The organism is Pseudomonas sp. Irchel s3h17, assembly GCF_900187505.1.
GTDB lineage: Bacteria > Pseudomonadota > Gammaproteobacteria > Pseudomonadales > Pseudomonadaceae > Aquipseudomonas.
This window is the reverse complement of sequence record NZ_FYDL01000001.1, coordinates 53241-77679: the sequence shown is the minus strand read 5'-3', so window position 1 is coordinate 77679 and position 24439 is coordinate 53241. Positions and strand designations below refer to the sequence as shown.

At 60.9% G+C, this 24439-nt stretch carries 20 protein-coding genes and 3 pseudogenes; 17 read left to right on the top strand and 6 right to left on the bottom strand.

Annotated features, from left to right (window positions below; translation table 11 throughout):
• Window positions 1-43: 43 nt before the first annotated feature.
• The 9 genes from CKW25_RS00385 to CKW25_RS00345 all read left to right on the top strand — a co-directional run bounded on the left by CKW25_RS00385 (window position 44) and on the right by CKW25_RS00345 (window position 12146).
• Entirely contained in the window at window positions 44-1204 is a 1161-nt protein-coding gene (locus CKW25_RS00385; RefSeq protein WP_095077056.1) for an acyl-CoA dehydrogenase family protein, read from the top strand.
• Between the two features lie 18 nt (window positions 1205-1222).
• Window positions 1223-3322 carry an acetate--CoA ligase family protein gene (locus tag CKW25_RS00380; RefSeq protein WP_095077055.1) on the top strand — a complete coding sequence of 700 codons (2100 nt, stop codon included), beginning with the start codon at window positions 1223-1225 and terminating at the stop codon, window positions 3320-3322.
• Between the two features lie 10 nt (window positions 3323-3332).
• Window positions 3333-4940 carry a 5-guanidino-2-oxopentanoate decarboxylase gene (locus CKW25_RS00375; RefSeq protein WP_095077350.1) on the top strand — a complete coding sequence of 536 codons (1608 nt, stop codon included), beginning with the start codon at window positions 3333-3335 and terminating at the stop codon, window positions 4938-4940.
• Between the two features lie 30 nt (window positions 4941-4970).
• Complete coding sequence (locus CKW25_RS00370; RefSeq protein ID WP_095077054.1) at window positions 4971-6161, top strand: pyridoxal phosphate-dependent aminotransferase; 1191 nt, start codon at window positions 4971-4973, stop codon at window positions 6159-6161.
• Window positions 6154-7569, top strand: coding sequence for an aldehyde dehydrogenase family protein (locus CKW25_RS00365; protein WP_095077053.1), 1416 nt, complete (start codon window positions 6154-6156; stop codon window positions 7567-7569). The genes CKW25_RS00370 and CKW25_RS00365 overlap by 8 nt, the downstream gene beginning before the upstream one ends.
• A gap of 65 nt (window positions 7570-7634) precedes the next feature.
• The gene (locus tag CKW25_RS00360) at window positions 7635-8345 is read left to right on the top strand and encodes an NAD(P)H-dependent oxidoreductase (RefSeq protein ID WP_095077052.1); all 711 of its coding nucleotides are present in this window, start codon (window positions 7635-7637) and stop codon (window positions 8343-8345) included.
• Window positions 8346-8530: 185 nt separating this feature from the next.
• The gene (locus CKW25_RS00355; RefSeq protein WP_095077051.1) at window positions 8531-9421 is read left to right on the top strand and encodes a universal stress protein; all 891 of its coding nucleotides are present in this window, start codon (window positions 8531-8533) and stop codon (window positions 9419-9421) included.
• Between the two features lie 247 nt (window positions 9422-9668).
• Window positions 9669-11267: a mechanosensitive ion channel family protein gene (locus tag CKW25_RS00350; RefSeq protein ID WP_095077050.1), complete on the top strand. Its 1599-nt coding sequence runs from the start codon at window positions 9669-9671 to the stop codon at window positions 11265-11267.
• A 171-nt stretch (window positions 11268-11438) separates the two neighbouring features.
• On the top strand, window positions 11439-12146 hold the full coding sequence (locus CKW25_RS00345; protein WP_095077049.1) for a phosphoribosyltransferase: 708 nt from the start codon (window positions 11439-11441) through the stop codon (window positions 12144-12146).
• Window positions 12147-12150: 4 nt separating this feature from the next.
• Here CKW25_RS00345 and CKW25_RS00340 read toward each other — a convergent pair whose 3' ends face one another.
• The gene (locus CKW25_RS00340; protein WP_172736368.1) at window positions 12151-13128 is read right to left on the bottom strand and encodes a tyrosine-type recombinase/integrase; all 978 of its coding nucleotides are present in this window, start codon (window positions 13126-13128) and stop codon (window positions 12151-12153) included.
• Window positions 13129-13585: 457 nt separating this feature from the next.
• Here CKW25_RS00340 and CKW25_RS26895 point away from each other — a divergent pair.
• Window positions 13586-13735: pseudogene (locus CKW25_RS26895) on the top strand (FAD-dependent oxidoreductase); the annotation flags it as partial.
• Here CKW25_RS26895 and CKW25_RS00330 read toward each other — a convergent pair.
• Window positions 13726-13926: pseudogene (locus CKW25_RS00330) on the bottom strand (LysR family transcriptional regulator); the annotation flags it as partial. The pseudogenes CKW25_RS26895 and CKW25_RS00330 overlap by 10 nt on opposite strands.
• A 288-nt stretch (window positions 13927-14214) precedes the next feature.
• Between CKW25_RS00330 and CKW25_RS00325 the strand changes: the two are divergent.
• The 3 genes and pseudogenes from CKW25_RS00325 to CKW25_RS00315 all read left to right on the top strand — a co-directional run.
• Entirely contained in the window at window positions 14215-15222 is a 1008-nt protein-coding gene (locus CKW25_RS00325) for a DNA-binding protein (protein WP_095077046.1), read from the top strand.
• Window positions 15223-15646: 424 nt separating this feature from the next.
• Window positions 15647-16594, top strand: a complete 948-nt coding sequence (locus CKW25_RS00320; RefSeq protein WP_095077045.1) for a pirin family protein — start codon at window positions 15647-15649, stop codon at window positions 16592-16594.
• 136 nt (window positions 16595-16730) lie between these two features.
• A pseudogene (locus CKW25_RS00315) lies at window positions 16731-17086 on the top strand (HlyD family efflux transporter periplasmic adaptor subunit); the annotation flags it as partial.
• Between the two features lie 37 nt (window positions 17087-17123).
• On the opposite strand, the gene CKW25_RS00310 reads toward CKW25_RS00315, so the two are convergent.
• Both CKW25_RS00310 and CKW25_RS26590 read right to left on the bottom strand, forming a co-directional pair.
• Window positions 17124-17366 carry a DUF6868 family protein gene (locus tag CKW25_RS00310; RefSeq protein ID WP_095077044.1) on the bottom strand — a complete coding sequence of 81 codons (243 nt, stop codon included), beginning with the start codon at window positions 17364-17366 and terminating at the stop codon, window positions 17124-17126.
• Between the two features lie 178 nt (window positions 17367-17544).
• Window positions 17545-17712, bottom strand: coding sequence for a hypothetical protein (locus CKW25_RS26590; protein ID WP_172736366.1), 168 nt, complete (start codon window positions 17710-17712; stop codon window positions 17545-17547).
• A gap of 303 nt (window positions 17713-18015) precedes the next feature.
• On the opposite strand from CKW25_RS26590, the gene CKW25_RS00305 reads away from it, so the two are divergent.
• From CKW25_RS00305 to CKW25_RS00290, 4 genes are all read left to right on the top strand, one after another.
• Window positions 18016-18951 (top strand): Ppx/GppA family phosphatase, encoded by a 936-nt coding sequence (locus tag CKW25_RS00305; RefSeq protein WP_095077043.1) that lies wholly within the window; start codon window positions 18016-18018, stop codon window positions 18949-18951.
• A 196-nt stretch (window positions 18952-19147) separates the two neighbouring features.
• Window positions 19148-19624 (top strand): antitoxin Xre/MbcA/ParS toxin-binding domain-containing protein, encoded by a 477-nt coding sequence (locus CKW25_RS00300; protein WP_095077042.1) that lies wholly within the window; start codon window positions 19148-19150, stop codon window positions 19622-19624.
• Window positions 19624-20097 (top strand): RES family NAD+ phosphorylase, encoded by a 474-nt coding sequence (locus tag CKW25_RS00295; RefSeq protein WP_095077041.1) that lies wholly within the window; start codon window positions 19624-19626, stop codon window positions 20095-20097. Before CKW25_RS00300 ends, CKW25_RS00295 begins: the two co-directional genes overlap by 1 nt.
• A 1425-nt stretch (window positions 20098-21522) precedes the next feature.
• Window positions 21523-22632 (top strand): hypothetical protein, encoded by a 1110-nt coding sequence (locus CKW25_RS00290; protein WP_095077040.1) that lies wholly within the window; start codon window positions 21523-21525, stop codon window positions 22630-22632.
• A 96-nt stretch (window positions 22633-22728) separates the two neighbouring features.
• On the opposite strand, the gene CKW25_RS00285 is transcribed toward CKW25_RS00290, so the two are convergent.
• Together CKW25_RS00285 and CKW25_RS00280 are read right to left on the bottom strand one after the other, a co-directional pair.
• Entirely contained in the window at window positions 22729-23139 is a 411-nt protein-coding gene (locus CKW25_RS00285; protein ID WP_143497209.1) for a histone-like nucleoid-structuring protein, MvaT/MvaU family, read from the bottom strand.
• Window positions 23140-23168: 29 nt separating this feature from the next.
• A complete protein-coding gene (locus CKW25_RS00280; RefSeq protein WP_095077038.1) occupies window positions 23169-23567 on the bottom strand; it encodes a hypothetical protein in 399 nt (132 codons plus the stop codon).
• Window positions 23568-24439: the final 872 nt, after the last annotated feature.

The following is a 24439-nucleotide window of genomic DNA, read 5'->3' as shown; positions in this document are numbered from 1 at the left end:
CCTCGCACACCTCTCTATCCGTAAACGAACAACAGGTAGCTCCATGAATTTCCAACTGACCCAAGAACAAGAAATGTTGGTGGACGCGGTACGCAGTTTCGTCGCCAAGGAACTGCTGCCCCATGAGGAAGCGGTGGATCGTGCCGACGAAGTCTCCCCGGAACTGGCGGCGCAGATTCGCGGCAAGGCGATCGCCGCCGGGTTCTATGCCTTCAACATGCCGGAAGAAGTGGGCGGTGGTGGCCTGGATTACCTGTCCCAGGCGCTGATCGAGCGTGAGCTGTCCAAGGTGTCCTGGGCACTGCATGTGTTTGTCGCCCGCCCGTCAAAAATTCTCATGGCCTGTACCGGCCAGCAAATCAACGACTACCTGTTGCCGTGCATCCAGGGTGAGAAGATCGACTGCTTCGCCCTCACCGAGCCGGGTGCCGGTTCCGATGCCAATGCAATCAAGACCCGCGCCGTGCGCGATGGCGACGACTTCGTGCTCAATGGCAGCAAGCACTTCATCAGCCACGCGGGCCACGCCGATTTCGCCATCGTCTTCGCCGTGACCGACACCTACGAACACAACGGTCGCAAACGCAACGCCGTGACATCGTTCCTGGTGGACCGCGACACCCCGGGCATGACGATCCGTCGTGGCCCCAAGTGCGTGAGCAACAGGGGTTACCACACCTACGAAATGTTCTTTGACGACTGCCGCGTGCCGGCCTCCAAGGTGTTGGGCGAAGTCGGCAAGGGCTGGGACGTGGCCAACGCCTGGCTCACTGCCGGGCGCGTGATGGTGGCGGCCAATTGCGTCGGCCAGGCCCAGCGCGCACTGGATGTGTCGCTGCAGTGGGCAGCGGATCGCAAGCAGTTCGGCCAACCCATCGGCACCTATCAGGGGGTGTCGTTCAAGCTGGCGGACATGGCCACGCAGATTCGCGCGGCCGAGCTGCTGACCCTGCACACTGCGTGGAAAATGGACCAGGGCACCATGACCGATGGCGAGGCCGGCATGGCCAAGCTGTTCGCCAGTGAAGTGCTGGGCCGCGTGGCCGACGAGGCGGTGCAGATTTTCGGCGGCATGGGCCTGATGGACGAAGGTCCGGTGGAGCGCATCTGGCGTAACGCGCGGATCGAGCGGATCTGGGAAGGCACCTCGGAAATCCAGCGCCACATCATTTCCCGTGAACTGCTGCGGCCCTTGCTGCGCTGATCGGCCTGGAGAACCCCCATGTCCCAGACTATACGTGACAACCTCAAGCGCCTGCTCGCGCCGCGCCACCTGGCCTTTGTCGGTGGCCGCAGCATGGCCCGCGCCCTCAAGCGCTGCGCCGACGGTGGCTACCGTGGGCAAATGTGGCTGGTCAACCCGCAGCATGACAGCCTGGAAGACGTGCCCTGTGTGCGCAGCATCGCCGAGCTGCCGTGCGGCCCGGACGCGGTGTTCATCGCCACCAACCGTGAGTTGACCCTGACCTGTGTCGCCGAACTGGCCGCCATCGGCGCGGGCGGCGTGATTTGCTATGCCTCGGGCTTTGCCGAAACCGGCGCCGAAGGCCAGGCCCTACAACAGCAACTGCTCGAGGCCGCGGGCAACATGGCCTTGCTCGGCCCCAACTGCTACGGCGTGCTCGACTACCTGCACAGCTCGGCGCTGTGGCCGGTGGCCCATGGCGGCCAGGTGGTGGCGAAGGGCGTGGCGGTGCTGACCCAAAGCGGCAACTTTGCCTACAACCTGTCCATGAGTGATCGCTCGCTGCCGGTGGCCTACATGGCATCGGTCGGCAACCAGGCACAACTGGGGGTCGCCGAATTGATGGACGTGCTGCTCGACGAGCCACGCGTCACCGCCATCGGCTTGCACCTCGAGGGCCTGAAGAATGTTCCGGGTTTCGCCCGCGCCGCGCACAAGGCGCTGGAGAAGGGCATTCCGATCATCGCCCTGAAAACCGGGGTCTCGCAGATCGGCGCCGAACTGGCCCTGAGTCACACCAGTTCGCTGTCCGGCTCCGATGCGTTGTACGACGCGCTGTTTGATCGTCTCGGGGTGATCCGCGTCAGCGGCCCGGTGAGTTTTGTCGAAACCCTGAAGGCCGCCGCGTGCGGCAACCTGCCGGCGGGCAACAGCCTGATCGCGCTGGCCTGCTCCGGCGGCGATGCCGGGTTGATCGCCGACTACGCCGAACGCAACGACCTGAGCCTGCCCAAGCTCGATGAACGCCAGCGCGCAGCGTTGGCACAGGTGCTGCCCAGCTATGCCAACTTGGTCAACCCACTGGATTTCACCACCGCGATCTGGGGCGATGGCGATGCCTTGAACCGCATGCTCGACAGTGCCCTGGGCACCGAAGCCGATGCGGCGATGCTGGTGCTTGACTACCCGTCGGAGTCCACCGGCGAGCGCAAGGAGTGCGACCTGCTGCTGGAGCTGTATTGCGCGGCGCTGGTGCGCCATGGCAAGACGGGCTTTGTCACCTCGGCCTTTCCTGAACTGCTGCCGGCCAGCGCCCGTGAGCGCTTGCATGCCCAGGGCGTGGCGGCGTTGCAAGGCGTGGAAGACGGGCTGGCGGCGTGGGGTCGTATCGCCGGCTATCAGCGCAATCGCCGGGCGTTGCTGGCCCTCGGTGAGTCGGCGCTGGTGCCGCTCTGCCCCCGGGCGCTTGCCGGTGAGGGCCGAGTGCTCAATGAGTGGGACGCCAAGCAGGCCTTGCGCCAGTTCGGCCTGCCGACGCCCAACGGAGTACTGAGTACCCCGGACACAGCACTCAACGACGCCGAGGCACTGGGTTATCCCTTGGTGCTCAAGGCCGTCAGCGCACAGTTGCCCCACAAGACCGAAGCCGGCGCCGTGGCGCTGAACCTCAAGGATGGCGTGGCCTTGAGTGCCGCACTGGAAAAAATGCGCGCGAGCATCGGCGATTACGCGCCGGGCGTGCCCTTCGATCAACTGCTGCTGGAACCCATGGCCATGCCGCCGCTGGCCGAGCTGATCGTCGGCATCAAGCGCGAAAAGGATTTCTGCCTGGCCCTGGTGATTGGCGCCGGCGGCATTCTGGTGGAGTTGCTCAAGGACAGCCGCAGCCTGCTGTTGCCCACCACCGATGGCGCCATTCGCAATGCGGTGTCGAGTCTGCGCAGCGCCGCCTTGCTCCAGGGCTTTCGCGGTCGCGAGACGGCGGACCTCGACGCGTTGGTGGCGGCGATCCGTGCCGTGGCCGACTACGCCTGCGAAAACGCCGGGCAGTTGCTGGAACTGGATGTGAACCCATTGATGGTCGGTGCCCAGGGCACGACTGCGGTCGACGCGTTGATTCGCCTCGGCCATGCGTGAGGACGTGACGATGCAAACCCTTAACTTGACTGGCGGCCAGGCCCTGGTTCGCCTGCTGGCCAACTACGGTGTCGACACCGTGTTCGGCATTCCCGGGGTGCATACCCTGGAGCTGTACCGCGGCTTGCCCGGCAGCGGTATCCGTCATGTGCTGACCCGCCATGAACAGGGCGCCAGCTTCATGGCCGACGGCTATGCACGGGTCAGCGGCAAGCCGGGCGTGTGCTTCATCATCACCGGCCCCGGTGTGACCAATGCCGCCACCGGTATCGGCCAGGCCTATGCCGACTCGATCCCGATGCTGGTGATTTCCAGCGTCAACCACACCGCCAGCCTCGGCAAGGGCTGGGGCTGCCTGCACGAAACCCAGGACCAGCGCGCCATGACCGCGCCGATCACGGCGTTCTCGGCCGTGGCCCTGAGCACCGAAGACCTGCCCGGGCTGATCGCCCGTGCCTATGCGGTGTTCGACAGCGAACGGCCACGGCCGGTGCACATCTCGGTGCCACTGGACGTGTTGTCGGCGCCGGTCGCCCGCGACTGGAGCAACGAGGTGGTGCGTCGTCCGGGGCGCGGCCTACCGGCTGCCACTGTGCTGGACGCGGCAGTGGCCAAGCTGCACGGCGCCAAACGGCCGATGATCATCGCCGGTGGTGGCGCCTTGAGTGCAGCGCCGCAGTTGCAGGAACTCAGCACCCGACTGGCCGCGCCGCTATTTACCAGTGTCGCCGGCAAAGGTCTGCTGCCACCGGACGCCCCGCTCAATGCCGGTTCGGTGCTGTGCGTGGAGCCGGGCTGGAACCTGATCGCCGAGGCCGATGTAGTGCTGGCGGTCGGCACGGAAATGGCCGACACCGATTTCTGGCGCGAACGCCTGCCGCTCAATGCCGAGCTACTGCGGGTAGACATCGACCCGCGCAAGTTCAACGACTTCTATCCGTGCGCCGTGGCGTTGCACGGCGACGCGCAACAGACCCTCAGTGGATTACTTGAGCGCCTGTCACCGGATGTGCGCGACGCCAGCGCGGCAATTGCCTCGGTCACAACACTGCGCGAAGCGGTGAAAGCCGGCCATGGTCCGTTGCAGTCGATTCACCAGGCGATTTTGCAACGTATCGCCGCCGAACTGCCGGACGACGCCTTCATCAGCACCGACATGACCCAGCTGGCCTATACCGGCAACTACGCCTTCGACAGCCGGGCACCGCGCAGCTGGCTGCACCCCACGGGCTACGGCACCCTGGGCTATGGCTTGCCGGCCGGCATCGGCGCCAAGTTCGGCGCACCGCAGCGCCCGGGCCTGGTGTTGGTGGGTGACGGTGGCTTTCTCTACACCGCGCAGGAGCTGGCGACCGCGGTCGAGGAACTGGACAGCCCGCTGGTGGTGCTGCTGTGGAACAACGACGCACTGGGGCAGATCCGCGACGACATGCTGGGGCTGGACATCGAACCGATCGGCGTGCTGCCACGCAACCCGGATTTCGCCGCCCTGGGCCGTGCGTTCGGCTGCACCGTGACCCAGCCGCAGAGCCTGGCCGAGCTGCAAACCGATCTACGCCACGGCTTCCAGCGTAACGGCGTGACCCTGATCGAACTCAAGCACGCCTGTGCTCACTGATTTTCACTTTTGACTTGCGGGGATAGGGCCATGCGCTTTTCCGATCTGACTCAACGTATCGCCGGGGACGGCGCCGCCGCCTGGGATATCCACTACCGCGCACTGGCGCTGCGGGAACAGGGCGAAGACATTCTGCTGTTGTCGGTGGGCGACCCGGACTTCGACACGCCAGTGCCCATCGTGCAGGCGGCCATCGACAGCCTGCTAACCGGCAACACCCACTACGCCGACGTGCGTGGCAAGCGCGCCTTGCGTGAAGCCATTGCCAGACGGCACCAACTGCGTAGCGGCCAGTCGGTATCGGCGGACCAGGTCACCGTGCTGGCCGGTGCGCAATGCGCGCTGTTCAGTGTCGCCCAGTGCGTGCTCAACCCGGGCGATGAGGTGATTGTCGCCGAGCCGATGTACGTCACCTATGAAGCGGTGTTCGGTGCCTGTGGCGCGGTCGTCATCCCGGTGCCGGTGCGTTCCGAGAACGGCTTTCGGGTCTTGCCCGAAGACGTGGCGGCACGCATCACCCCTCGGACCCGGGCCCTGGCGCTGAACAGCCCGCACAACCCTTCGGGTGCCAGCTTGCCGCGCACCACCTGGCAGGCGCTGGCCGAACTGTGCATTGCCCACGACCTGTGGCTGATCTCCGATGAGGTCTACAGCGAATTGCTGTTTGAAGGCGAGCACGTCAGTCCGGCGAGCTTGCCGGGCATGGCCGAGCGCACTGCGACCCTCAACAGCTTGTCCAAGTCCCACGCCATGACCGGCTGGCGCGTCGGCTGGGTGGTGGCGCCGCCGGCCTTGGCCACGCACCTGGAAAACCTCGCCTTGTGCATGCTCTACGGCTCACCGGATTTTGTCCAGGACGCCGCCGTGGTGGCGTTGCAAAGCAACCTGCCGGAACTGGAAGCGATGCGCGAGGCCTATCGCCAGCGGCGCGACCTGGTCTGCGAGCAGCTCGCCGACTGCCCGGGCGTGCGCGCCTTGAAGCCTGACGGCGGGATGTTCGTGATGGTCGATATCCGCTCCACCGGGCTCAGTGCCCAGGCCTTTGCCGACCGCTTGCTGGATCGTCACGGTGTCTCGGTACTGGCCGGCGAAGCCTTTGGCCCCAGCGCGGCCGGGCATATCCGCCTCGGGCTGGTGGTGGGGGCCGAACCCCTGCGCGATGCCTGCCAGCGCATCGCCCGTTGCGCCAATGAATTGATGGAGGCTCAGGTCCATGCTTGAACACCAGGCGCTGTTTATCGATGGTCGTTGGCAAACGCCGTCAGGGCAGGGGATTGCCGAGGTGATCAACCCGGCCACCGAAGAAGTCGCCGGCAGCGTGCCGCTGGGCGATGAGCGCGACGTAGACCACGCCGTGGCCGCCGCGCGCCGGGCTTTTGCGAGCTGGTCGCGGACCCCTTCCAGCGTGCGTGCCGGCTACATCCGCGCCCTGGCGGAGCAACTGCGTACCCGGGCCGACGAGATGGCCGGGGTGATCACCGCTGAACTGGGGATGCCGGTGCAATGGTGCCGCTCGGTGCAGGTGGACGGGCCCATCACCGGGCTTGAGCAGTATGTCGAACTGGCAGGCTTGATGGATGAGGTCCGCGAGGTCGGCAACTCCCTGGTGATCCGCGAACCGGTGGGCGTCTGTGCCTTCATCAACCCATGGAACTACCCGCTGCATCAACTGATCGGCAAGCTGGCCCCGGCGTTGGCCGCCGGCTGCACCGTGGTGGTCAAGCCGAGCCAGGAAACCCCGCTGCACGCCTTCCTGCTGGCGCAGATGATCGAGGCCATCGGCCTGCCTGCCGGGGTGTTCAACCTGGTCAGCGGTCCGGGTTCCAAGGTCGGCGAAGCACTGGCCAAACATCCGGACGTGGACATGGTGTCATTCACCGGCTCCACCGGTGCCGGCGTGCGTGTGGCCCAGGCAGCGGCACCTTCGGTGAAACGGGTGTGCCTGGAACTGGGCGGCAAGTCGCCGCTACTGATTGCCGAGGACGCCGACCTGGCCGCCGCCGTGCGCTACGGCGTGCAGGACGTGATGATCAACTCCGGCCAGACCTGCACGGCGCTGACCCGCATGCTGTTGCCGGCCAGTCGGTATGCCGAGGCGGTGGAGCTGGCGCGGGCAGAGACCCTGGGCCTGACGATGGGCGATCCCCTCGATCCGCGGAGCTTCCTTGGCCCCATGTGTTCGGCGGGGCAACGACGCACCGTGCTCGATTACATCCGTGTCGGCCAGCAGGAAGGCGCGCGCCTGTTGTGTGGCGGTGACACGGCGCAGGTGTTCGAGCGCGGCTACTACGTCAGCCCGACCCTGTTCGCCGACGTCGACAACCGCATGCGCATCGCCCAGGAAGAGATCTTCGGTCCGGTGCTGTGTCTGATTCCCTACCGCGATGAGGAACACGCGATCCAGCTTGCCAATGATTCGCCCTTTGGCCTGTCCAGCGGCGTCTGGGCCGGCAGTGCGCAGCGGGCGCTGCAACTGGGTCGTCAGCTTCGGGCCGGGCAGTGCTTCCTCAATGGTGCGGCGTTCAACTATCAAGCGCCGTTCGGCGGCTATAAACAGTCGGGCAACGGCCGCGAATGGGGCGAAGAGGGGCTTGGCGAGTTTGTCGAAGTCAAGGCGATCCAGATATGAGTCCCGATGACTTCTCGCACAACCCCGCAGTCACCCCCTACGCGGCAAACGTCTAAGGAATCACCATGAAAGTACTGATCGTTCACGCCCATCCCGAGCCAAATTCCTTCACCGCGGCCTTGCGTGACCAGGCGGTAAGCACCCTCGAAGCCCAGGGCCACGAGGTTCAGGTCAGCGACCTGTACGCCATGGACTGGAACCCGGTGGCCAGTCGCAATGATTTTTCTTCCCGGGGAAACCCGGAGTACCTGGTGTATGCCCTGGAGCAACGCCTGGGGGTGAAGAGCCAGTCACTGGCGGCGGACATCCAGGCCGAACTGGACAAGCTGCTGTGGGCTGACCTGTTGATCCTCAACTTCCCGATCTTCTGGTTCTCGGCCCCGGCCATGCTCAAGGGCTGGATCGACCGGGTGCTGGTGTCCGGCATCTGCTACGGCGGCAAGCGGTTCTACGACCAGGGTGGCTTGAGCGGCAAGCAGGCCTTGGTGACCGTGACCCTGGGCGGCCGCGAGCACATGTTCGGCGAAGGGGCAATCCACGGCCCGTTGCAAGACATGCTGCGGCCGATCCTGCGCGGCACCCTGGCCTACGTGGGTTTCGACGTGTTGGAACCGTTTGTCGCCTGGCATGTGCCGTACATCAGCGATGAAGCACGGCAGGCGTTCCTGATTGACTACGGCCTGCGCCTGCAACGCCTGGAAGACGAGCAGCCGCTGGAATTTCCACGGCTGGCGCAGTTTGACGAGCAGTTGTATCCATTGGTCGTGGATGCCTGACTGACTCTGCCCTGCGGGAACGCTCATTGATCGTTCCCACGCTCTGCGTCTGCTCTTGACAGGTATGCCTCATCGGGCAGCGCCGGGCGCCGATGACGCATGCGCTTGATCCGGATCAACGAAAAAAGGCGTCGGAGGCGCCGTCTTGGGTCAATACTTTCTATATGTCACTCAGGAGTCAGACCATGGGCCAGTATCAACGCTTGTTATTGATCATCAACCCGACCCTGCGCCAGTCTCCGGCGATCCCGCATGCCGGTGCCGTGGCCACGGCCAGTGGCGCAACCTTGCACATTGTCGCGCTGGTCAGGTCGCTGCACATTCTGGCCCTGCTCGAGGAGGGGGACCGGGCCACGGCGCGGGCCGCTTATCTGAAGGACCAGGACGATTGGCTGCATGACCAGGCGCAACGACTGCGCGCCAGCGGGATCGAGGTGACGGCCGAAACCGCATGGTCCGACGACCTCGAGCGGGACATTCTGGATCACGTCGCCGAGTGGCAACCCGACCTGCTGATCAAGGAAGTGCAGCACGAGTCGTTGCTCAAACGCACGTTTTTCACCCCGCTGGATTGGCATTTGTTGCGCCACTGTCCGGTGCCGATCTACCTGGTAGGCGCGCAAGGGCATGCCTTGCCGCGCAAGATCGTGGCAGCGATCGATACCACCACCGACTCGCCGCAGCGCAACGAGCTCAACGAGCGGATTATCCAGCAAGCTGAACGCCTGGCACTGCAGTGCGACGCCGAACTGCACCTGCTCGCGGCCTGTGACATCAGCGCGGACTTCCTGGGGGACGCAGGCGGAGGCGGGCTGATGCTGGGAGAGCTGACACTGCAGTTGCGCCGGGATCTGGAGCGGTCGTTTCAACGGAGCGCCAACCATTTCAGCGTGCCCTCGGAGCGTCGCCACTTCATCAAGGGCGGTCCGGTCAGGGTGCTGGCCGAGTTCGCCCAGCAGCATCAGGTCGACGTGATCGTGATGGGCAGGAACCAGTCATCGGGCCTTGAGAAACTGATCGGCAGCACCACTGAACACGTGCTGTACCAGGCGTCCTGCAGTGTGCTGGCGGTCTGATGGAGTGGTCTGATATCGCTATCTCAAGCGTGGGATCAGCTCGCAGTCGGAGTTGTTCGCACCGTTCATCGAGTGGCTGCGTCAGGACTGAGCGGTCACACACTCGATTGCCTCGCAAAGTTCGCGGGCGAATCTGACAAGCCCTTGGCGCTGAACTAAGCTGCGCTGCATGTCCGGTCAGGGGGATGACCCGGATAACGATCATTATGGATATCGCCCTGGAACCGGTGGCGTAAGGAGCTGGAACATGGGGAACAGGGCGCTGGCTATGTTGCTCGCGGCGTTGGGGGTGTTCTGGTCGGTGGCGCTGTGGGCGGCGGATGAGCCCCAGACAGCGGAGCTGAAAGTCGCCAACCGCAGCATCATGGTGTTTCGCGCCACCGTGCTGGGTGAGGCGCCGCAGGCACGGGTCTACCGGGCGAGGGTGGTGATCAACGAGGCGCTGGCCGAAGGTGAGAACCTGGATGTCAGTCTCGACACGATCCAGAACAGCTACCTGGTGCTGCTGGGCAACAAACGGGCCTTTATCGTCGCGCCCAAGGACGTCGATACACTGCGGTTCGCCTCGGTGCAGCAAGCGGCCGAGAGCGCGGCGCAGAATCTGCGCCAAGTGGTGTCCGAGACCCGGGAAGCCCGCAGCCTGGACATGATACTCAGGGCCTTGATCGCCGTAGGCATTGCCACCGGTATCTATATCGCACTGCTCTGGGGCCTGTTTTACCTGCGTCGCAAGCTGCTCGAACGCTTGCCCGAATTGATGCAACGGCATACCGCGGCCCTGAAAGTGGGGCGCGTGCAGATCATCGATGCCAACTACCTGTACCCTTTGGTCGGTCGGCTGTTCTGGCTGGTGCGCTGGGTGCTGGTGCTGTTGTTCAGCTACGAATGGCTGGGGTTCGTGCTCTCGCGGTTTCCCTACACCCGCCCCTGGGGCGAGCGCCTGAACAACTACCTGCTGGACGTGGCCCGCTACCTGTTCGAAGGCATCATTGGCGCGATCCCGGGGCTGGGTGTGGCGCTGGCGATCTTCTTCATCGCCCGGGGCGCGAGCAGTTTGAGCAAGCGGATCTGGCGGCGCATGGCAACGCCCGGAACCTTCAGCTGGCTGAACCACGAAACCCTGCAACCGACCATGCGCCTGACCTCCCTGGCGATCTGGCTGTTCGCCCTGGCGATGGCGTATCCCTACCTGCCGGGCGCCGGCACCGATGCCTTCAAGGGCCTGTCGGTACTGCTCGGCCTGATGATTTCCCTGGGCGCCAGCAGCGTGATCGGGCAGGCCGCCGCCGGCTTGATCCTGACCTATACCCGCACCCTGCGCCCTGGCGAATTCGTGCGCATCGGCGACCATGAAGGCACCGTGACCGAACTGGGCATGTTCACCACCCGGATCCGCACGGGCCTGGGGGAAGTGCTGACCATCCCCAACTCGATGATCACCAACACCGTGACCAAGAACTACTCCCGCACCGTGCAGGGCCCCGGCTACGTGGTCGACACCACCGTGACCATCGGCTACGACACCCCCTGGCGACAAGTGGAAGCCATGCTGCTGGAAGCCGCCAGGCGCACCAACGGTGTGCTGGAGGTTCCCGCGCCCCAGGTGTTCCAGACCGCGCTGTCGGATTTCTACCCCGAGTACCGCCTGGTGGCCCAGGCCATCCCCAGCCAGCCTCGTCCGCGCGCCGTGCTGCTGAGCGAACTGCACGCCAACATCCAGGATGTGTTCAACGAGTACAACGTGCAGATCATGTCGCCCCACTATCTGGGCGACCCGTCCGAGGAAAAACGCGTGCCCCGCGACCAGTGGTTCAAGGCCCCGGCGCACACCTCCGACCGGTCTTGAGTGGGTTGATTCAGGGCCACTTTCCCGTCGGGGAAGGGCCCGGGGCATATGCCGCGGTACGTTTGCGCTCGCCCCCCGTGCGCCGGGCTTGATAAATAGCCATGGAAAACCACACTTCAGAGGAGGAATCTGGATGAGCGTGGGCGCTTGATTGCGTCAGGAGGTGTTCAAATGACTCATAGCCCCTCAGTTCAAACCATCTTGCGTGACCGTGCCGCCGCCGGCCAGCGCCTGGTGGAACCGCTGCTCAGATACGCACAACGATCCGACGTGATTGTCCTGGCCTTGCCACGAGGCGGGGTACCGGTCGCCTATGAAATCGCCACGGCCCTCAAGGTCCGGCTGGACCTGATGCTGGTCCGCAAGCTGGGGGTGCCCACCCATCAGGAGTACGCCATGGGCGCGATTGCCAGTGGCGGCATTCAGATCGTCAATCAAGAAGCGTTGCGTGCCAACCACATTGAGCAAGGCACCTTCGATGCGGTGGTCGCCCGGGAAACCCGGGAGTTGCAGCGTCGTGAACAGGCCTACCGGGCGAACCGTGCGCCACCCGTACTAAAGGATCAGGTGGTGATTCTGGTGGATGATGGCCTGGCGACCGGCGCCTCGATGATGGCCGCGATCCAGGCCGTGCGCCGGCACGGGCCGGCGCGCATGGTGGTGGCGGTACCGGTGGCGCCGCTGGAGACGCTGGAGGCATTGCGCGACGACGTGAACGAGTTGGTGTGCCCGATCATTCCCGAGTGGCTGGTATCGATCGGGTACTGGTACCAGAACTTCGAGCAAACCTCGGATCAGGAGGTGATCGATCTGCTGCAACGGGCCTGGCAATGGGAGTCCGAACGCGGCGCGGACCCTGAAGCACAAGCCAATACTTGAGGGCCTAGCCTGCCGGTAGTGTGCCGGTCGTGTACGTGGTGAGCGCTGACGCCTCCTTCAGGGTGTTGGAGGCCAGCTCGCCAAAGGATGCCGCGGGATCGACATAACGCAGGGCCGACTTGACGTCCTTCCAGCCCACATAGTTCATGATCGCCTTGATATCCCAGCCGTTGGCGGATGCCCAGGTGGCGAAGCCCCTGCGCAAGGAGTGGCTGGTGTAGAACTGCGCAGGCACGCCGGTGCGTTGAAAAACCCGGCGCAGCAAGGGGATCAGGCTGTTGGTGTTGAACCCGTCCTCGGCCAGGTTGCCCCAACGATCGAGTTTGCGAAACACCGGCCCATAGGCCATGCCCGCCGAAGTAATCCAGTTCGAATACGCCTCGACCGGGCAGAGTTTTTTCAGCGCCGGGGTGCGAAAGGTGGTGCCCAGGTGCTGGCGATCGCCTTTGCTGTGGGGCAGGTAGAAGGTGATCCCTGAGCCCGGGTCGACCTGGACATGCTCGACCCTCAGGCGCGACAGTTCATCGCCGCGAAACCCGCGCCAAAACCCGATCAGCACCAGCGCGATATCGCGCCGGTTGCGCAGCACGGTCGTCAGGTCATGCCGCTCGGCGGCCTGTTGCGCCTCCTGCTCCAGCCAATTGACCGCTTGCTCCAGGTGCTGCAGGAGCAGGGGTGGCGCCTGCTTTTCCCGGGCCGGATGCAAGGTCCGGATGCCCTTGATCATTTGGCGCACCGCCGGGGTCTTGGTCGGGTCGGGAAACCCCTGGGTGATATGCCACTGCGCCAGGGCGGCCAGGCGCTGCTTCAACGTGCTGATGGCGTGCTGATCGGCGTAGTCGGCCAGGTAACGCACGATGCTGTCGCCGGTCGCCGGCAGGAACCCGCCCCAGGTCACTTCGAAGTGCTCCACCGCCGCCCGGTAGCTGCGCCGGGTGTTTTCCCGGGTACCGGCCTGCAGGTAGCGGTCTACCTTGTTCATCTGGAAATTCCTCCACGGCACGCCCGCTGTGTGCTCGTGGCAGTAAATCCTAAAACTCGGCAAACAGCAAAAGTCCTTGAGAAATAACGGGTTGGCGCAGTGCAGATGACGAAGCGGGGATGCCGAACACAGGCCCTGTGGCGAGCGAGCTTGCTCGCGCTGGGGCGTGAAGCGCCCCCACTCCAACAAGACCATTGCAGTCTTTCAGACAAGACCCGGTGACCCTTTCGGGGCTGCTGTGCAGCCCAGCGCGAGCAAGCTCGCTCGCCACGGGACATCACCCGCGCCCGCAACCCGCTGCGCCCGGGCCTTTGCGCGGGAGCAGCTTTTTCCTTGGCAGCAATGACAAAAATCATAATTTCGCAAATTCCCACCTCCCAACAGAATGCCGCCAACACCCCTTGCACCGATAGCCGCAACCGTAAAACAACAATGATCAGCCTCAGAGGCGGCAGCCATGGTCGATCTGAATCAACCCGACTTTCAGAAGTACACAGCCATGACAGTTGAAACAAGACACATAGATACCCTTGTCGTCGGCGCCGGTCAGGCCGGCGTGGCCATGAGTGAACACTTGAGCCGACTGGGCGTCCCGCACCTGGTTCTGCTGGGAGTCAATGACACGCCCTGGGCGTGGTGACGGATCAACAACTGCACGCCGAAACTGTCTTCCAGGCCCTTGATGGCCGTGGAGATCGACGGCTGGGCGATGTACAGCTTGCGGGAGGCTTCTGCAACGCGGCCACATTCGACGGTGGTGACGAAGTACTTCAACTGACGCAGGGAATAGGACGCCACGGCGTACCTCAGGCTTGGGGTTTTACCTACCTTACTCCGTCCGGCGCCCGGCGGGGTGCGGGCGCTGCTGCGGATTTTGCTGGGCATTGACGACATTTTAGCGTGCGCGTCCCCAGGGCCGGTCCTGGCGTACTGGATCACACGGGCAAGCGCGGTTTTGACCCTGACAGATGCGATAACGCTCAATTATTCAATCAGATAAACAAGCCTTTAGGCATCGTTGGCTTTGACATAAATAGAATGTAAATACATAGTATGTAATACAGTACGAAATCGTAGGAGCAACACATGGCCCGTGGCGGCGTAAACAAGGCAATCGTGCAGAAGGCGCGGGAGGCATTGCTGGCGCGTGGAGAACATCCAAGCATCGATGCCGTACGGATAGAGCTGGGCAATACCGGTTCGAAAACCACGATTCATCGTTATTTGAAGGAGCTCGAAGACCTCGATCTGCGCCGTGGCGCGCCCCAGCAGGCCCTCAGCGACGAGCTTGGCGAGCTGGTGTCACGGTTGGCGTTGCGCTTGCAGGAAGAGAGCGAGGAGCGCTTCGAGCAGGCGCTGAAGGTGTCCCAGGCCGAGCAGGCCGCACTCAATGAACAACTCAGCGCCAGCCAGGCTGCGCTGGCGCAGCTGCAACAGCAGCACGATATCCAGCGTGTCGCCCTGGAAACCGAGTCCGGCGAGCTGCACACCTGCCGTACGACCTTGCAGGCCGAACAGACCCGCAATGCACGGCTGAGCCAGTCGAACCTCGACCTTGAGGTGCACCTCAAGGACAAGCAGGAGCAGGTCCGCTCCCTGGAAGAAAAGCACCAGCATGCCCGTGATGCGCTTGAGCACTACCGCGCCGCGAGCAAGGAGCAACGGGAGCAGGAGCAGCGCCGGCATGAGGGTCAGTTGCAACAGGTGCAGATGGAGATGCGTCACCTGCAGCAGACGCTGATCATCAAGCAGGATGAAGTGACGCAGTTGAACCGCGATAACGAGCGCCTGCTCACCGAGGCCCGGCAGCAGCACAAGGCCAATCTGGGACTGGAAACGGTGGTGGATCGTCAACGCAGTGAAATCGGTGCGTTGAAGATCCAGGTGGCGCAAGTGGAGGGCGGCAAGCAGGTGTTGCTGGAGCAGGTCGCCCACTTGCAGCGTGAGGTTGGCGAATTGAGCGATGCCTCGGCCCGTCAATCCGCCGAGATTGCCGAACTGCTGAAAACCCTGGAGGCGGCTGAACATCCTTCTGAGGACCGGACAGAGGGGAGCCGATCAGAAGCGCCAGACAGCGCCGCTGATCACCTGTAGCTGCACGGGTGTATCGGCCTGAAGTCGTAGACCCTGATCGACACCGCCGGCAAGTAAGGCTGTCGAACAGGCCCTGAGCGATAGGGGCCTGTTTGTGTCGACGGTCGGCGATCAGCCCTGGCAGTCATTGCCTATATACCTTGCCCGACGATGCGCAACACCCCCAACCCAGCGGCTACGCTTAGGGGAGAAGGCGAACGCATGCCTGATTCATCCGCTGTCGAAGGGTGCGTAGCCGTTTGAACCGAAGGGCAGGGCACACACGATGAACCGGCCAGAGCTGCTGATCGCTGGGGTTCCAACGCTTTTCGAGGCCCGGGGCCGGCTGTCCGTCGGACGCCTTCTCGAACAGCTGCGCGCCCTGCTGAATGCCATTCAGGACTGGCTCACGAAACCCTGGTCCTGGTTATCCGAGAGATAAACGATGAGTAACCAAGAATCCCCCTGTCAGCTGTACACCTCCTCGGACTGCCCGGTGCAGGAGGGCAGTCGTGCGATCCAGCGGATCACCGCACGGAGCGCTGAAGTGGGGGGCGGGATCACGGTCAACCGCCTGATGCCCTCGCGCCAACGACGCATGATCGGTGCCTGGTGTTTTCTCGATCACGCCGGCCCCGCGGTGTTTGAAAGCAAGGCTGGCCTGCGCGTCGGTCCTCATCCGCACATTGGCCTGCAGACCTTTACCTGGATGATCGAGGGCGAGGTCCTGCACCGCGACAGCCTGGGCAATGTCCAGGTCATTCGCCCCGGCCAGGTGAACCTGATGACCGCTGGGCGTGGTATCACCCACACCGAAGAATCCCTGCCCGATGAGCATCATTTGCACGCCGCGCAGTTATGGATTGCCTTGCCCGCGGCCGACAAGGAGTGCGCGCCCGCGTTCGATCACTATCCGGACCTGCCGGGCTGGGTCGACGGCGGGGTACAGGTCATCCTGCTGGCGGGCACCTTCGCCGGCCGCACCGCCCCGAGCCGCATCTATACACCACTGGTGGGACTGGACCTGTCGAGCCAGGGCGCGGCCTCGATTCGATTGGCCGTGGAACCGCGCTTCGAGTACGGCATCCTGCCGCTGGAAGGCGCTTTCACGATCAACGGGCAGACCTTTGCCAGTAACGAACTGGCCTACCTGGGGCGCGGCCTCGACGAGGTCGAGTTGTCCTGTACGACGGGCTCGCGGGCCTTGCTGTTGGGGGGCGAACCCTTTGCCGAGGACATACAGCTGTGGTGGAACTTCGTTGGCCACAGCAAGGAGGACATCGCCAAGGCCCTCGAGGCCTGGAACAGCCGGGACCTGGCGCGCTTTGGCGAGGTAGAAGGGTTTGACGGGGCACGTCTGACCGCGCCTGCACTGCCGTGGCAACGCGTGTGATGAGCAGCCTCGGCGTTTCCCGATGCAGCCACTGATCCATTACTTCAAGGTCGTGTTCAACCCCGGCCTCGGGGTGTTGCTGTTCGCCTTGCGCACCGTCGCCGCCGGCCTGCTGACCTTGTACCTGGCGTTCATCTTCGACACCGCAGGCAGCGCGCTGTTGGCGCTGGTCGACAGTGACTCGTTTTATGTCAGTGGTTACTTCGAGGAAACCAAGCTGCCGAGGATCGAGGAGGGCAGTCGGGTGCGGATTCAGTTGATGAGTGGCGAGACCTTCGGTGGCGTGGTGCAGAGCATCGCCTTTGCGATCAGCGATCGATAGAACCTGCCGGGCAGTCGTTTACTGGCCAACATCAACCCAGCTACACCTGGGTCAAGCTGGCCCAACGGGTGCCGGTGCGGATCGCGATAGATCCACAGTCCGCCGGCAAGGGGCGCCTGCGTGCCGGTACCACCGCCACGGTGACCGTGCTTGAGCCAGGGTCCCGTTGACGGCGCACGGTTGCAAGCTCGACTCGGCTCCCGTGGTTCAGTCGATCAGTTGCAATGCCAGCCAGGGCGTCAGGTTCAACAGCAGCACGCCGGTCTTGTAAAGCGCCATGGCCGCGTAGTGCAGGGCGTCGAAACGCTCCCGGGACAGTTGGAACCAGCGATTGTGCAGGCGCAGTAGCCGGTCATGGGCACAACTGAAGACCAGAAACCACAGCAGAAGGATGGAGTAGTTGATGGCGAGGCTATACAGCAGAAAGCGCTTGAGTTCGACAATGTCCATAGCGGCCCTCGGCACAGTCATCCACCCGCGACGCAGGTTGCCAGCGGGTTGGTGGTTCTGTTTGGACCGTCGCGTGAACGGCGGGTGCCGGGGATCGAACTGGGCTGCATTGTCAGTACAGCGCATAAAAATGCCCGGCAGTGTTGCAGTGCCGGGCACGGGTGCTTGAGGTTGCCACTCAGAAGCGGTAGTTGGTGCTCAGTTCCAGCGGGCGTGGCGCGCCGGGCGTGATCAGGTCCACCGAGCCGTGCGCCGAGGCGTAATAGTCCTCGTCATGCCCCCCGGTGGCGAGGGAGCTTGCTCCCGCTGGGTTGCGCAGCAGCCCCAAAACGATCGCCGAGTTCATTCTGAAAGACCGCAGTGGCATTGTTGGGCGCGCTTCGCGCACCAGCGGGAGCAAGCTCCCTCGCCACGGGCCTCATTACTTCAAGACGTTTCTTGACTGGCCAGCATTGTGGAAGGCCTGAGGGGCGGGCAGGGGGCGGAACCCCGCGCGATCAGCCGATCGGCTGTAGCGGTCGAGTTCCATTCGTTAAGGGTAGATACGTCATCAAGGTGTCATCGAAGCTATTGCAGAATCCTCGCAAACCGTCTTGAGCATTAAACCAAGTGCGATGCGGCCGGCTGATGATTTGCAAGGATTCCTGCCATGAAAGAAGACGTCTCCCTGTTTGCGGCTGTGGATTTGGGCTCTAACGCGTTTCGCATGATGATCGGCCAGTCAGTGCGGCGAAATAAGGGATTCCTGATCCAGGAAGTGAAGACCCTGCGTGAGCCCGTCCGACTGGCCGAGGGCTTTGACGGCGGCGTATTGGATGAGTTGGCGCTGGATCGCGGATGGCAGGCGTTGGCGCGATTCGGGAAAAAGCTGCGTGGTTTCGAAGCGGGCCGCGTGCGGGCGGTAGCGACAAGTGCTGTCAGGGATGCGGACAACGCGCAGTTGTTTCTGGCCAGCGCCGAGCGGCACCTGGGCTTTCGTATCGATGTCATCTCCGGGCATGAAGAAGCCCGACTGGTTTACGCCGGTGTTGCCCACACGATACAGGGACCTGAGAGCATGCGATTGGTCGTGGACATCGGTGGCGGTTCCACCGAACTGATTCTCGGCCAGGGCGCTCAGCCTTTGTTGACTGAAAGCATCGCCGTTGGCAGTGGTACGCTGGGCGCGCGTTACTTCCCCGGAGGCACTATTTCTCCTGCCGCCCTGCAAGAGGCCGAGCGTGTGGCCATTCTCCAGTTTGAAAAAGTTGCCCGGCGTTATCGCTCCCAGGGTTGGCAGCAGACGATTGGCTCGTCAGGCACCGCCAGAATGCTGGCCAAAGTCCTCAAGGCCAACCGGTTGAACGACGTTGGGCAAAGTGGAATCACCTACGGCGGACTGCTGCGACTGTCGTTGCGCCTGCTGGAAGTGAAGAGTGTGCAGCAGTTGAAACTGGCGGGGCTGCAACCCCATCGCCATAGCATCCTGCCTGGCGGTCTTGTCGCCATGCTCGCGGCGTTCAAAGTGTTTGGCATTTCACAGATGGAGCCCTCTGAGCCGGGGCTGCGACTTGGCGTTCTGCATGGCCTGATGTGCAAGCATTAACCTTTGTCCAGTTCACTTCCCGAACAGGAAGAAAGTGGGAGAGGGTCATCCGTAGGCTCTCGCGGGACTCTCCAGTGCCCCCCTTGGTGGGCTGCTCAGGACAGGTAAGCAAGAGTTTCTGAAGGGTAGTAGCACTACTCGATAACCGGCGTATACTTCATTTGACGGTAAAATAAACTCATTTGAAGGAGTAGTTATGAGCACCGCTACGACTGCTCAGCGTCAAACAAGAAAACAAGACCAAACGCGTCACGCAGTGATCGCGGCATTTTGGGATTTCAGCTCCAATCGGAATTCGCTCAAGGACTCGGAACGGCTGCACCAGATCAAGGAGGGGTTTTCCGCGAGTCTATTCCAAGCTGTCCGCGTGACCTTTGATCTGCAAGAGCGCAGTTTGGAGACGCTGCTCAACGCATCGATCTCCACGCTTGAACGCCGTAAGCGTGAGAATAAGAACCTTGATCCTGTCGCATCCGAACGTCTAGATCGGATAGCTGCTGTCTGTCACTTGGCCGAGGAAGTTTTCGAAAGCAGAGAGTCTGCTGCAAGCTGGATGTCGAGGCCGAACAAAGCCCTCGGCGCAAGCACGCCAATTATGCTCTGCGAAACAGAGATAGGGGCCAGGCAGGTTCGGCGTGTGCTTCAAGCACTGGAATGGGGTGGTGTTGCCTGATGATGGCCTGGCGAATTGCAAAGGCCAAACGAGCTACCGACCTTTCGGGAATGGGAGCAGCCATTGAGGGGGGGCGATGGAACGACCAGGATGTTCCAGCTCTTTACATGGGGCTGAGTCCGGCGATCTGCTGCTTGGAAACGTTCGTGCATGCGGATGGCGAGCCGACTTTCCCCATGAAAATCACCTGCTTTGAGCTACCCGCCGAAAAATCCCTGTATCTGGAGGTTGATCCGGTGATGTTACCGGAGGGCTGGGCCAGCCTCCCTGCAGACCGTCCAGGCATGGACTTCGGTACCGTCTGGTTGAAGGCGAACACCCACCTTGGGTTGATCGTTCCTTCCGCCGTGCTGGCTCTGGAACGCAACGTTGTGATAAATCCCAATCACCCGGCGGTGAGCCAGATAAAAGTGGTCGAGGTTTACGACTTCATTTATGACCCTCGCATGTTCCGCAAGGCCACTGCAGAGTGAGACGGGTGAGGAGGCGAGTGGGGCACTGCTAAGCATCGAGCAGGAAAACGTTCCGGCTCGCTCGCCATCCACGTTTTTTAACCAGCACGCCTACGGCGACTCCGAACTGCAAGGGAAGGGCAACAAGTCGGGGGTAATAATCGCCGCGCCAGGTGGACCATGCCGGATGTTCATAAACCAGCCTGGGCTGAACCAGATCACGCAGGCGTTACACGTGTTCGAAATCGGGTGGAGCATCCACGGCAAGAAGGAGAAGCTCGCATGTTGCGATAGTGGATGGCGCTCGGCGATACCCAATCCTTCTTGACGTGGTGGTGGAGTAACTAATAACTCAACTAAAGGACTATTTAGTTGAGTTATCAATGAGTTAGCGGCATGCGTTAGTGTGGCCGCTGCTTTCGCGAGGTAGCGGTACAAAAAAGGGAATCGATGATCGTTTCGCCTGCTTGCGCCGAATTTGAAGTACAAATCTGTAGCAGAGGATGCGCACAACAAGCGTTCCTCTCGAACAGCCGCAGTTCTGCATGAGAATTACGTTAAGTTTTGGGTTCGTCATGGTGAACAATGCCATTCACCAGGCTTTCCTGCTTGCATAGGATCGGCTCGAGGCTCGACTCCTCATGCCTGAAACTCGAGGAATCGGAGCAGCATTATCAGCGGCTCAAGCGCAAGGTGTGTCCTGGCAAACCTTGCGCACCTGCATGTAAATCAGCCAGCGATTGGCACCGACTGAAATCTACGCACCAGCTCCATGCTGAACGCTGTAGATTTCACAGAGCGACGTGCTTGCAGACGGGTCTGTGACGTAAGAAATGCCATGCTTGATTTACACGGTCACTTCACATTTTTCCCATGATGACTTCTGAGAACTGCCGAGATGGAAACACCTAGCAGAGAAGCTAAGCTTAGAAGTGTCGGCTCAGGGCTGATTGTTAGGAACTCAGCACGACTTTGTCGTTTTGCATTTAAGTAACTTTTCACGTTAAATTTCCAAAATGCTCTGAGCATCTAGCGCACAGCGATCGGTAACACAATGATTTTTAAGAATTTTTCAAATTTAAATGCCTTTTCCACTTTTAAGTAATCTCGACAGAAACGCTGCGCTCAATCTGACCTCAACTGACCCTGACACTCCAATACGAAGATTCGCATAATGTATATTATGTTAAATCATGTGCTATGTTAGAAATGTTCATTTAGACCTTTTCAACAATCACCGACATCGTTGTCAGCCATCACCGAACCCGTTCGCACTTATCGGCTTAGCACCGCTTCTGAAACCAAATCCTCAGGAGCCAATTTACCAATCACCGACTAGAGCGCTGCAAAGCCCGGTGATATTTGACTCAACCTCAGACCGAGGCTAAACCTAAATCACCCAGATGCATCGCACCTCTTGATAATACTTCTCTAGAGGCTGCGGCGATGCGTCCATTCATCTTCTTTCCGATCTTTCCTGCATACAGCCAATGGCGCCCTGAGCGCGGAACCAACGTTCCCGAGTCCATCGCCGTCTGCGATCGTCTGGAAAAGGTTTGGCCCGATGCTCAGCCTTTCACTGGTACTTGGTACTGCATGGAGTTCCTCAAGTGCAGCGCGATTACGAACCCCACTGGCTTCAGGTACAACGAATTGGCCAGGTGCCTGGAACGTATGCTGCTTTGGAGCTTTCATACCCGGGTGCCTCTATTGGACTGGGACGAACAACAGGTAGATGGCTTCCTGAGTTTCTACTGCGATCCTCCTATAGGATGCACGGGGGTGTCCGTTCGCAATCGATATTTGGAGGACTACTCCGCACCATTCAAAGACTGGGCGATCAATCCAGATTGGCGGCTATTCCGACGGACTACCGGCGGAAATGGATCACTGAACCCCGTCACCCGCAGCGTCTTTGCGGGTTTGGTTCTTCATGTTAGGCATTTCTTTGACTTCTACCAATTGTCCACAGGTAGCTCGCGCGCCAATCCTGTCGAAGGATTTTCTAGCGCCTCCAGGCACCTTAACTGGAGTAAGAGCTCGGACGTGCTCACTGAAAGGCAGCTCGACTGGCTTTTGACGGATGCTCTGACATCACGCGTCCACCGTCGCCAAGCCTTACAGATGATGATGTACGTTGGGTTTGCGCGCTATACCAACCTGACCGCAAAGCAAATAGTTGGTACCCCAAGCGCGCAATTCACACTCGACCGCTTAAAGCGCGAGCCTGATGGAGGCTGGAGCCTTTCAGCGTCATCCAGCGGCGTGTCGGACAACTGGTTACGCTTACCCGCACCTATGAGTCCGCTGATTGAAAGATACCTGCAGTCACGACAAGTGAATCTGATCCGCGCATTGCCGAATCTGCCACTGTTCCCTCAGCTTAGTAATGTTGACGGCTATAATTCCAACTCCATGACAACCAATTTGAAGAGAATGCGCGAGCTCATTGCTGATGCAGCGCTTGCTGACGACGATCCCGGTATCGCTGCGTCGGCAGATTGTTTTCGGAAAATCTCATTCAGTATGGTGCGCCGCTCGACTCGCTTCGCTTGACGCTTACCGTCGTGGGAACAATGGGAAATATCCTAAGAACAGGATCAGCACCCTTCCCCATCTTCGCCTGTGGAGTGTCGACTGGCAGCAACTTTCTCAGTCGAGTCGCCATCCTTCAACCACGGCGCCGCCGTAGGTGGACTTCCACTTTTTGAGCACAGTGTGGTTTCCGCCGCGGGTCTCTATCACATCGCCGGTATTAGGATTTTTGTAGCGTTTGACAGGATATTCCCGTGGGCGGCGTGAAGATTTCGTAGCACCAGCTGTTGCCGCCAATTTTTGTATCACGCCTTGGTCAGCATGGGCGAGCTGGGAGTATTCCTTTCGAGGCGCGAGGTACATGAGGATGTCGCGAGGCGAAAATTGATATTTTTCGGCTAGCTCGTCAAGGTCGTTCAGAAAGCGCAACGCGCGTATGACTTCTGCATCGCGTAACAAGGCAGCAGCAGTTTGAAACTCGGACTGAATACGACGGTTGATTTGAAAAACTTCGGCAATTTTCTTCACAACGCCACCTCGCACCAGCTCTCTTAACTTCATCCTTCGTGCGAGCTGGTTTTGTCGATGCTGGTTTTTGAAGCTTGAATGCGTGCTCGAAACTCTTCCGGGCTGTACCCCTCATAACAGATGTCTGCCGGCTCGGGTTCGCTGAGGTCATCCTCGTTCAGAATGACTAACTCGCTTAAATTCTCCAGATAAGACATAGTCGAATTATCGTGTTCTGGAGAGTTGATATCAGGGTCACGGGCAAGCAGCAGTCGTGCAACATCTGGAGCATTGAAACCATACGCATCCATCAAACTGTGTAAGGCCTTGAAAAATTGCTCATCAAGAATAAAGTCACGGGAGGTGCGGATTGTCTCTACCTCGCTGGTGGCTTCAGCCAATCGATTTTCCGCCTGCCTAAGGGCTAAAAATTCGTGAGATCTGGACATGGCATTACCAGCTCCGTGGCTCAATCGCTTAACCCGAGTTTAGCCCATCAGTTGAGTACTAGAAAGGACGTCAGGAGGTGGGGCAGGTAGACAACCTAGGCTTATAAGGCTCAAAACGTTCACCTCTCTCCCCTATACAGCCCGTAATTCCTAGGTTGTGAGTAAAGCCCAATGTCGCTGATCGACGCGAATGAGATGCAGGATAAAAAGTTGTGAAGCCTGGGCGCATTATGTGGATAGAAATCGACGTTGGCCATCGTGATTGGCTTCAGACTTGAGCTCTTCTCTCCTCCTGTTGCAAATTTTGCACAGCGTTGAACCGGGCGTCAGGGATTCATATGCCATGTATTGCCAGGTTAGGCGGTTCCGGACTTTTCTCTCCTTCTGTTGTGAGTTTTCCCCACCGGTGGCGCAGTTTTTTAGGAGCTCAGATATGCCATGTATTGCCAGGTTAGGCAGCTCCGAACTCTTCTCTCCTTCTGTTGCGAATTTTACACACCAGTGACTCAGTCTGCAGGGGCATAGATATGCCATGTATTGCCAGGCCTGGCAGTCTTGGACTCGTGACTCGTCGCAAAATTACCCACCGGTGACGCAGTCTGTAGGGGCATAGATATGCCATGTATTGCCAGGTTAGGTCACTCATGGCTTCGTCGATATCGCTCCAAAACCACCACCGGCAGCGCATGTCAGAATGCCGAGGACTTCCTACGCGACCTCAGGGGTTGGCCATTTATGTGCAATTGCCCACACGTTATCCAGCTAAGTCAGATCGGCGCAGAATACCAACTGAACCCGGTTACCGATTTGATTTCTCTTTGCCCCAACTGTCACGCCGTCGTTCACCGAAGATCAGACGTCATGAGTATCGA

What these genes read in the sequence shown, in the direction of transcription:
- CKW25_RS00370 (WP_095077054.1), top strand. Translation starts at nt 4,971, where the DNA reads ATGCGCTTTTCCGATCTGACTCAACGTATCGCCGGGGACGGCGCCGCC.
- CKW25_RS00325 (WP_095077046.1), top strand. Translation starts at nt 14,215, where the DNA reads ATGGCCCGTGGCGGCGTAAACAAGGCAATCGTGCAGAAGGCGCGGGAG.
- CKW25_RS00345 (WP_095077049.1), top strand. Translation starts at nt 11,439, where the DNA reads ATGACTCATAGCCCCTCAGTTCAAACCATCTTGCGTGACCGTGCCGCC.
- CKW25_RS00305 (WP_095077043.1), top strand. Translation starts at nt 18,016, where the DNA reads ATGAAAGAAGACGTCTCCCTGTTTGCGGCTGTGGATTTGGGCTCTAAC.
- CKW25_RS00310 (WP_095077044.1), bottom strand. Translation starts at nt 17,366, where the DNA reads ATGGACATTGTCGAACTCAAGCGCTTTCTGCTGTATAGCCTCGCCATC.
- CKW25_RS00355 (WP_095077051.1), top strand. Translation starts at nt 8,531, where the DNA reads ATGGGCCAGTATCAACGCTTGTTATTGATCATCAACCCGACCCTGCGC.
- CKW25_RS00295 (WP_095077041.1), top strand. Translation starts at nt 19,624, where the DNA reads ATGATGGCCTGGCGAATTGCAAAGGCCAAACGAGCTACCGACCTTTCG.
- CKW25_RS00280 (WP_095077038.1), bottom strand. Translation starts at nt 23,567, where the DNA reads ATGTCCAGATCTCACGAATTTTTAGCCCTTAGGCAGGCGGAAAATCGA.
- CKW25_RS00365 (WP_095077053.1), top strand. Translation starts at nt 6,154, where the DNA reads ATGCTTGAACACCAGGCGCTGTTTATCGATGGTCGTTGGCAAACGCCG.
- CKW25_RS00300 (WP_095077042.1), top strand. Translation starts at nt 19,148, where the DNA reads ATGAGCACCGCTACGACTGCTCAGCGTCAAACAAGAAAACAAGACCAA.
- CKW25_RS00350 (WP_095077050.1), top strand. Translation starts at nt 9,669, where the DNA reads ATGGGGAACAGGGCGCTGGCTATGTTGCTCGCGGCGTTGGGGGTGTTC.
- CKW25_RS00360 (WP_095077052.1), top strand. Translation starts at nt 7,635, where the DNA reads ATGAAAGTACTGATCGTTCACGCCCATCCCGAGCCAAATTCCTTCACC.
- CKW25_RS26590 (WP_172736366.1), bottom strand. Translation starts at nt 17,712, where the DNA reads ATGAACTCGGCGATCGTTTTGGGGCTGCTGCGCAACCCAGCGGGAGCA.
- CKW25_RS00320 (WP_095077045.1), top strand. Translation starts at nt 15,647, where the DNA reads ATGAGTAACCAAGAATCCCCCTGTCAGCTGTACACCTCCTCGGACTGC.
- CKW25_RS00290 (WP_095077040.1), top strand. Translation starts at nt 21,523, where the DNA reads ATGCGTCCATTCATCTTCTTTCCGATCTTTCCTGCATACAGCCAATGG.
- CKW25_RS00385 (WP_095077056.1), top strand. Translation starts at nt 44, where the DNA reads ATGAATTTCCAACTGACCCAAGAACAAGAAATGTTGGTGGACGCGGTA.
- CKW25_RS00380 (WP_095077055.1), top strand. Translation starts at nt 1,223, where the DNA reads ATGTCCCAGACTATACGTGACAACCTCAAGCGCCTGCTCGCGCCGCGC.
- CKW25_RS00375 (WP_095077350.1), top strand. Translation starts at nt 3,333, where the DNA reads ATGCAAACCCTTAACTTGACTGGCGGCCAGGCCCTGGTTCGCCTGCTG.
- CKW25_RS00340 (WP_172736368.1), bottom strand. Translation starts at nt 13,128, where the DNA reads ATGAACAAGGTAGACCGCTACCTGCAGGCCGGTACCCGGGAAAACACC.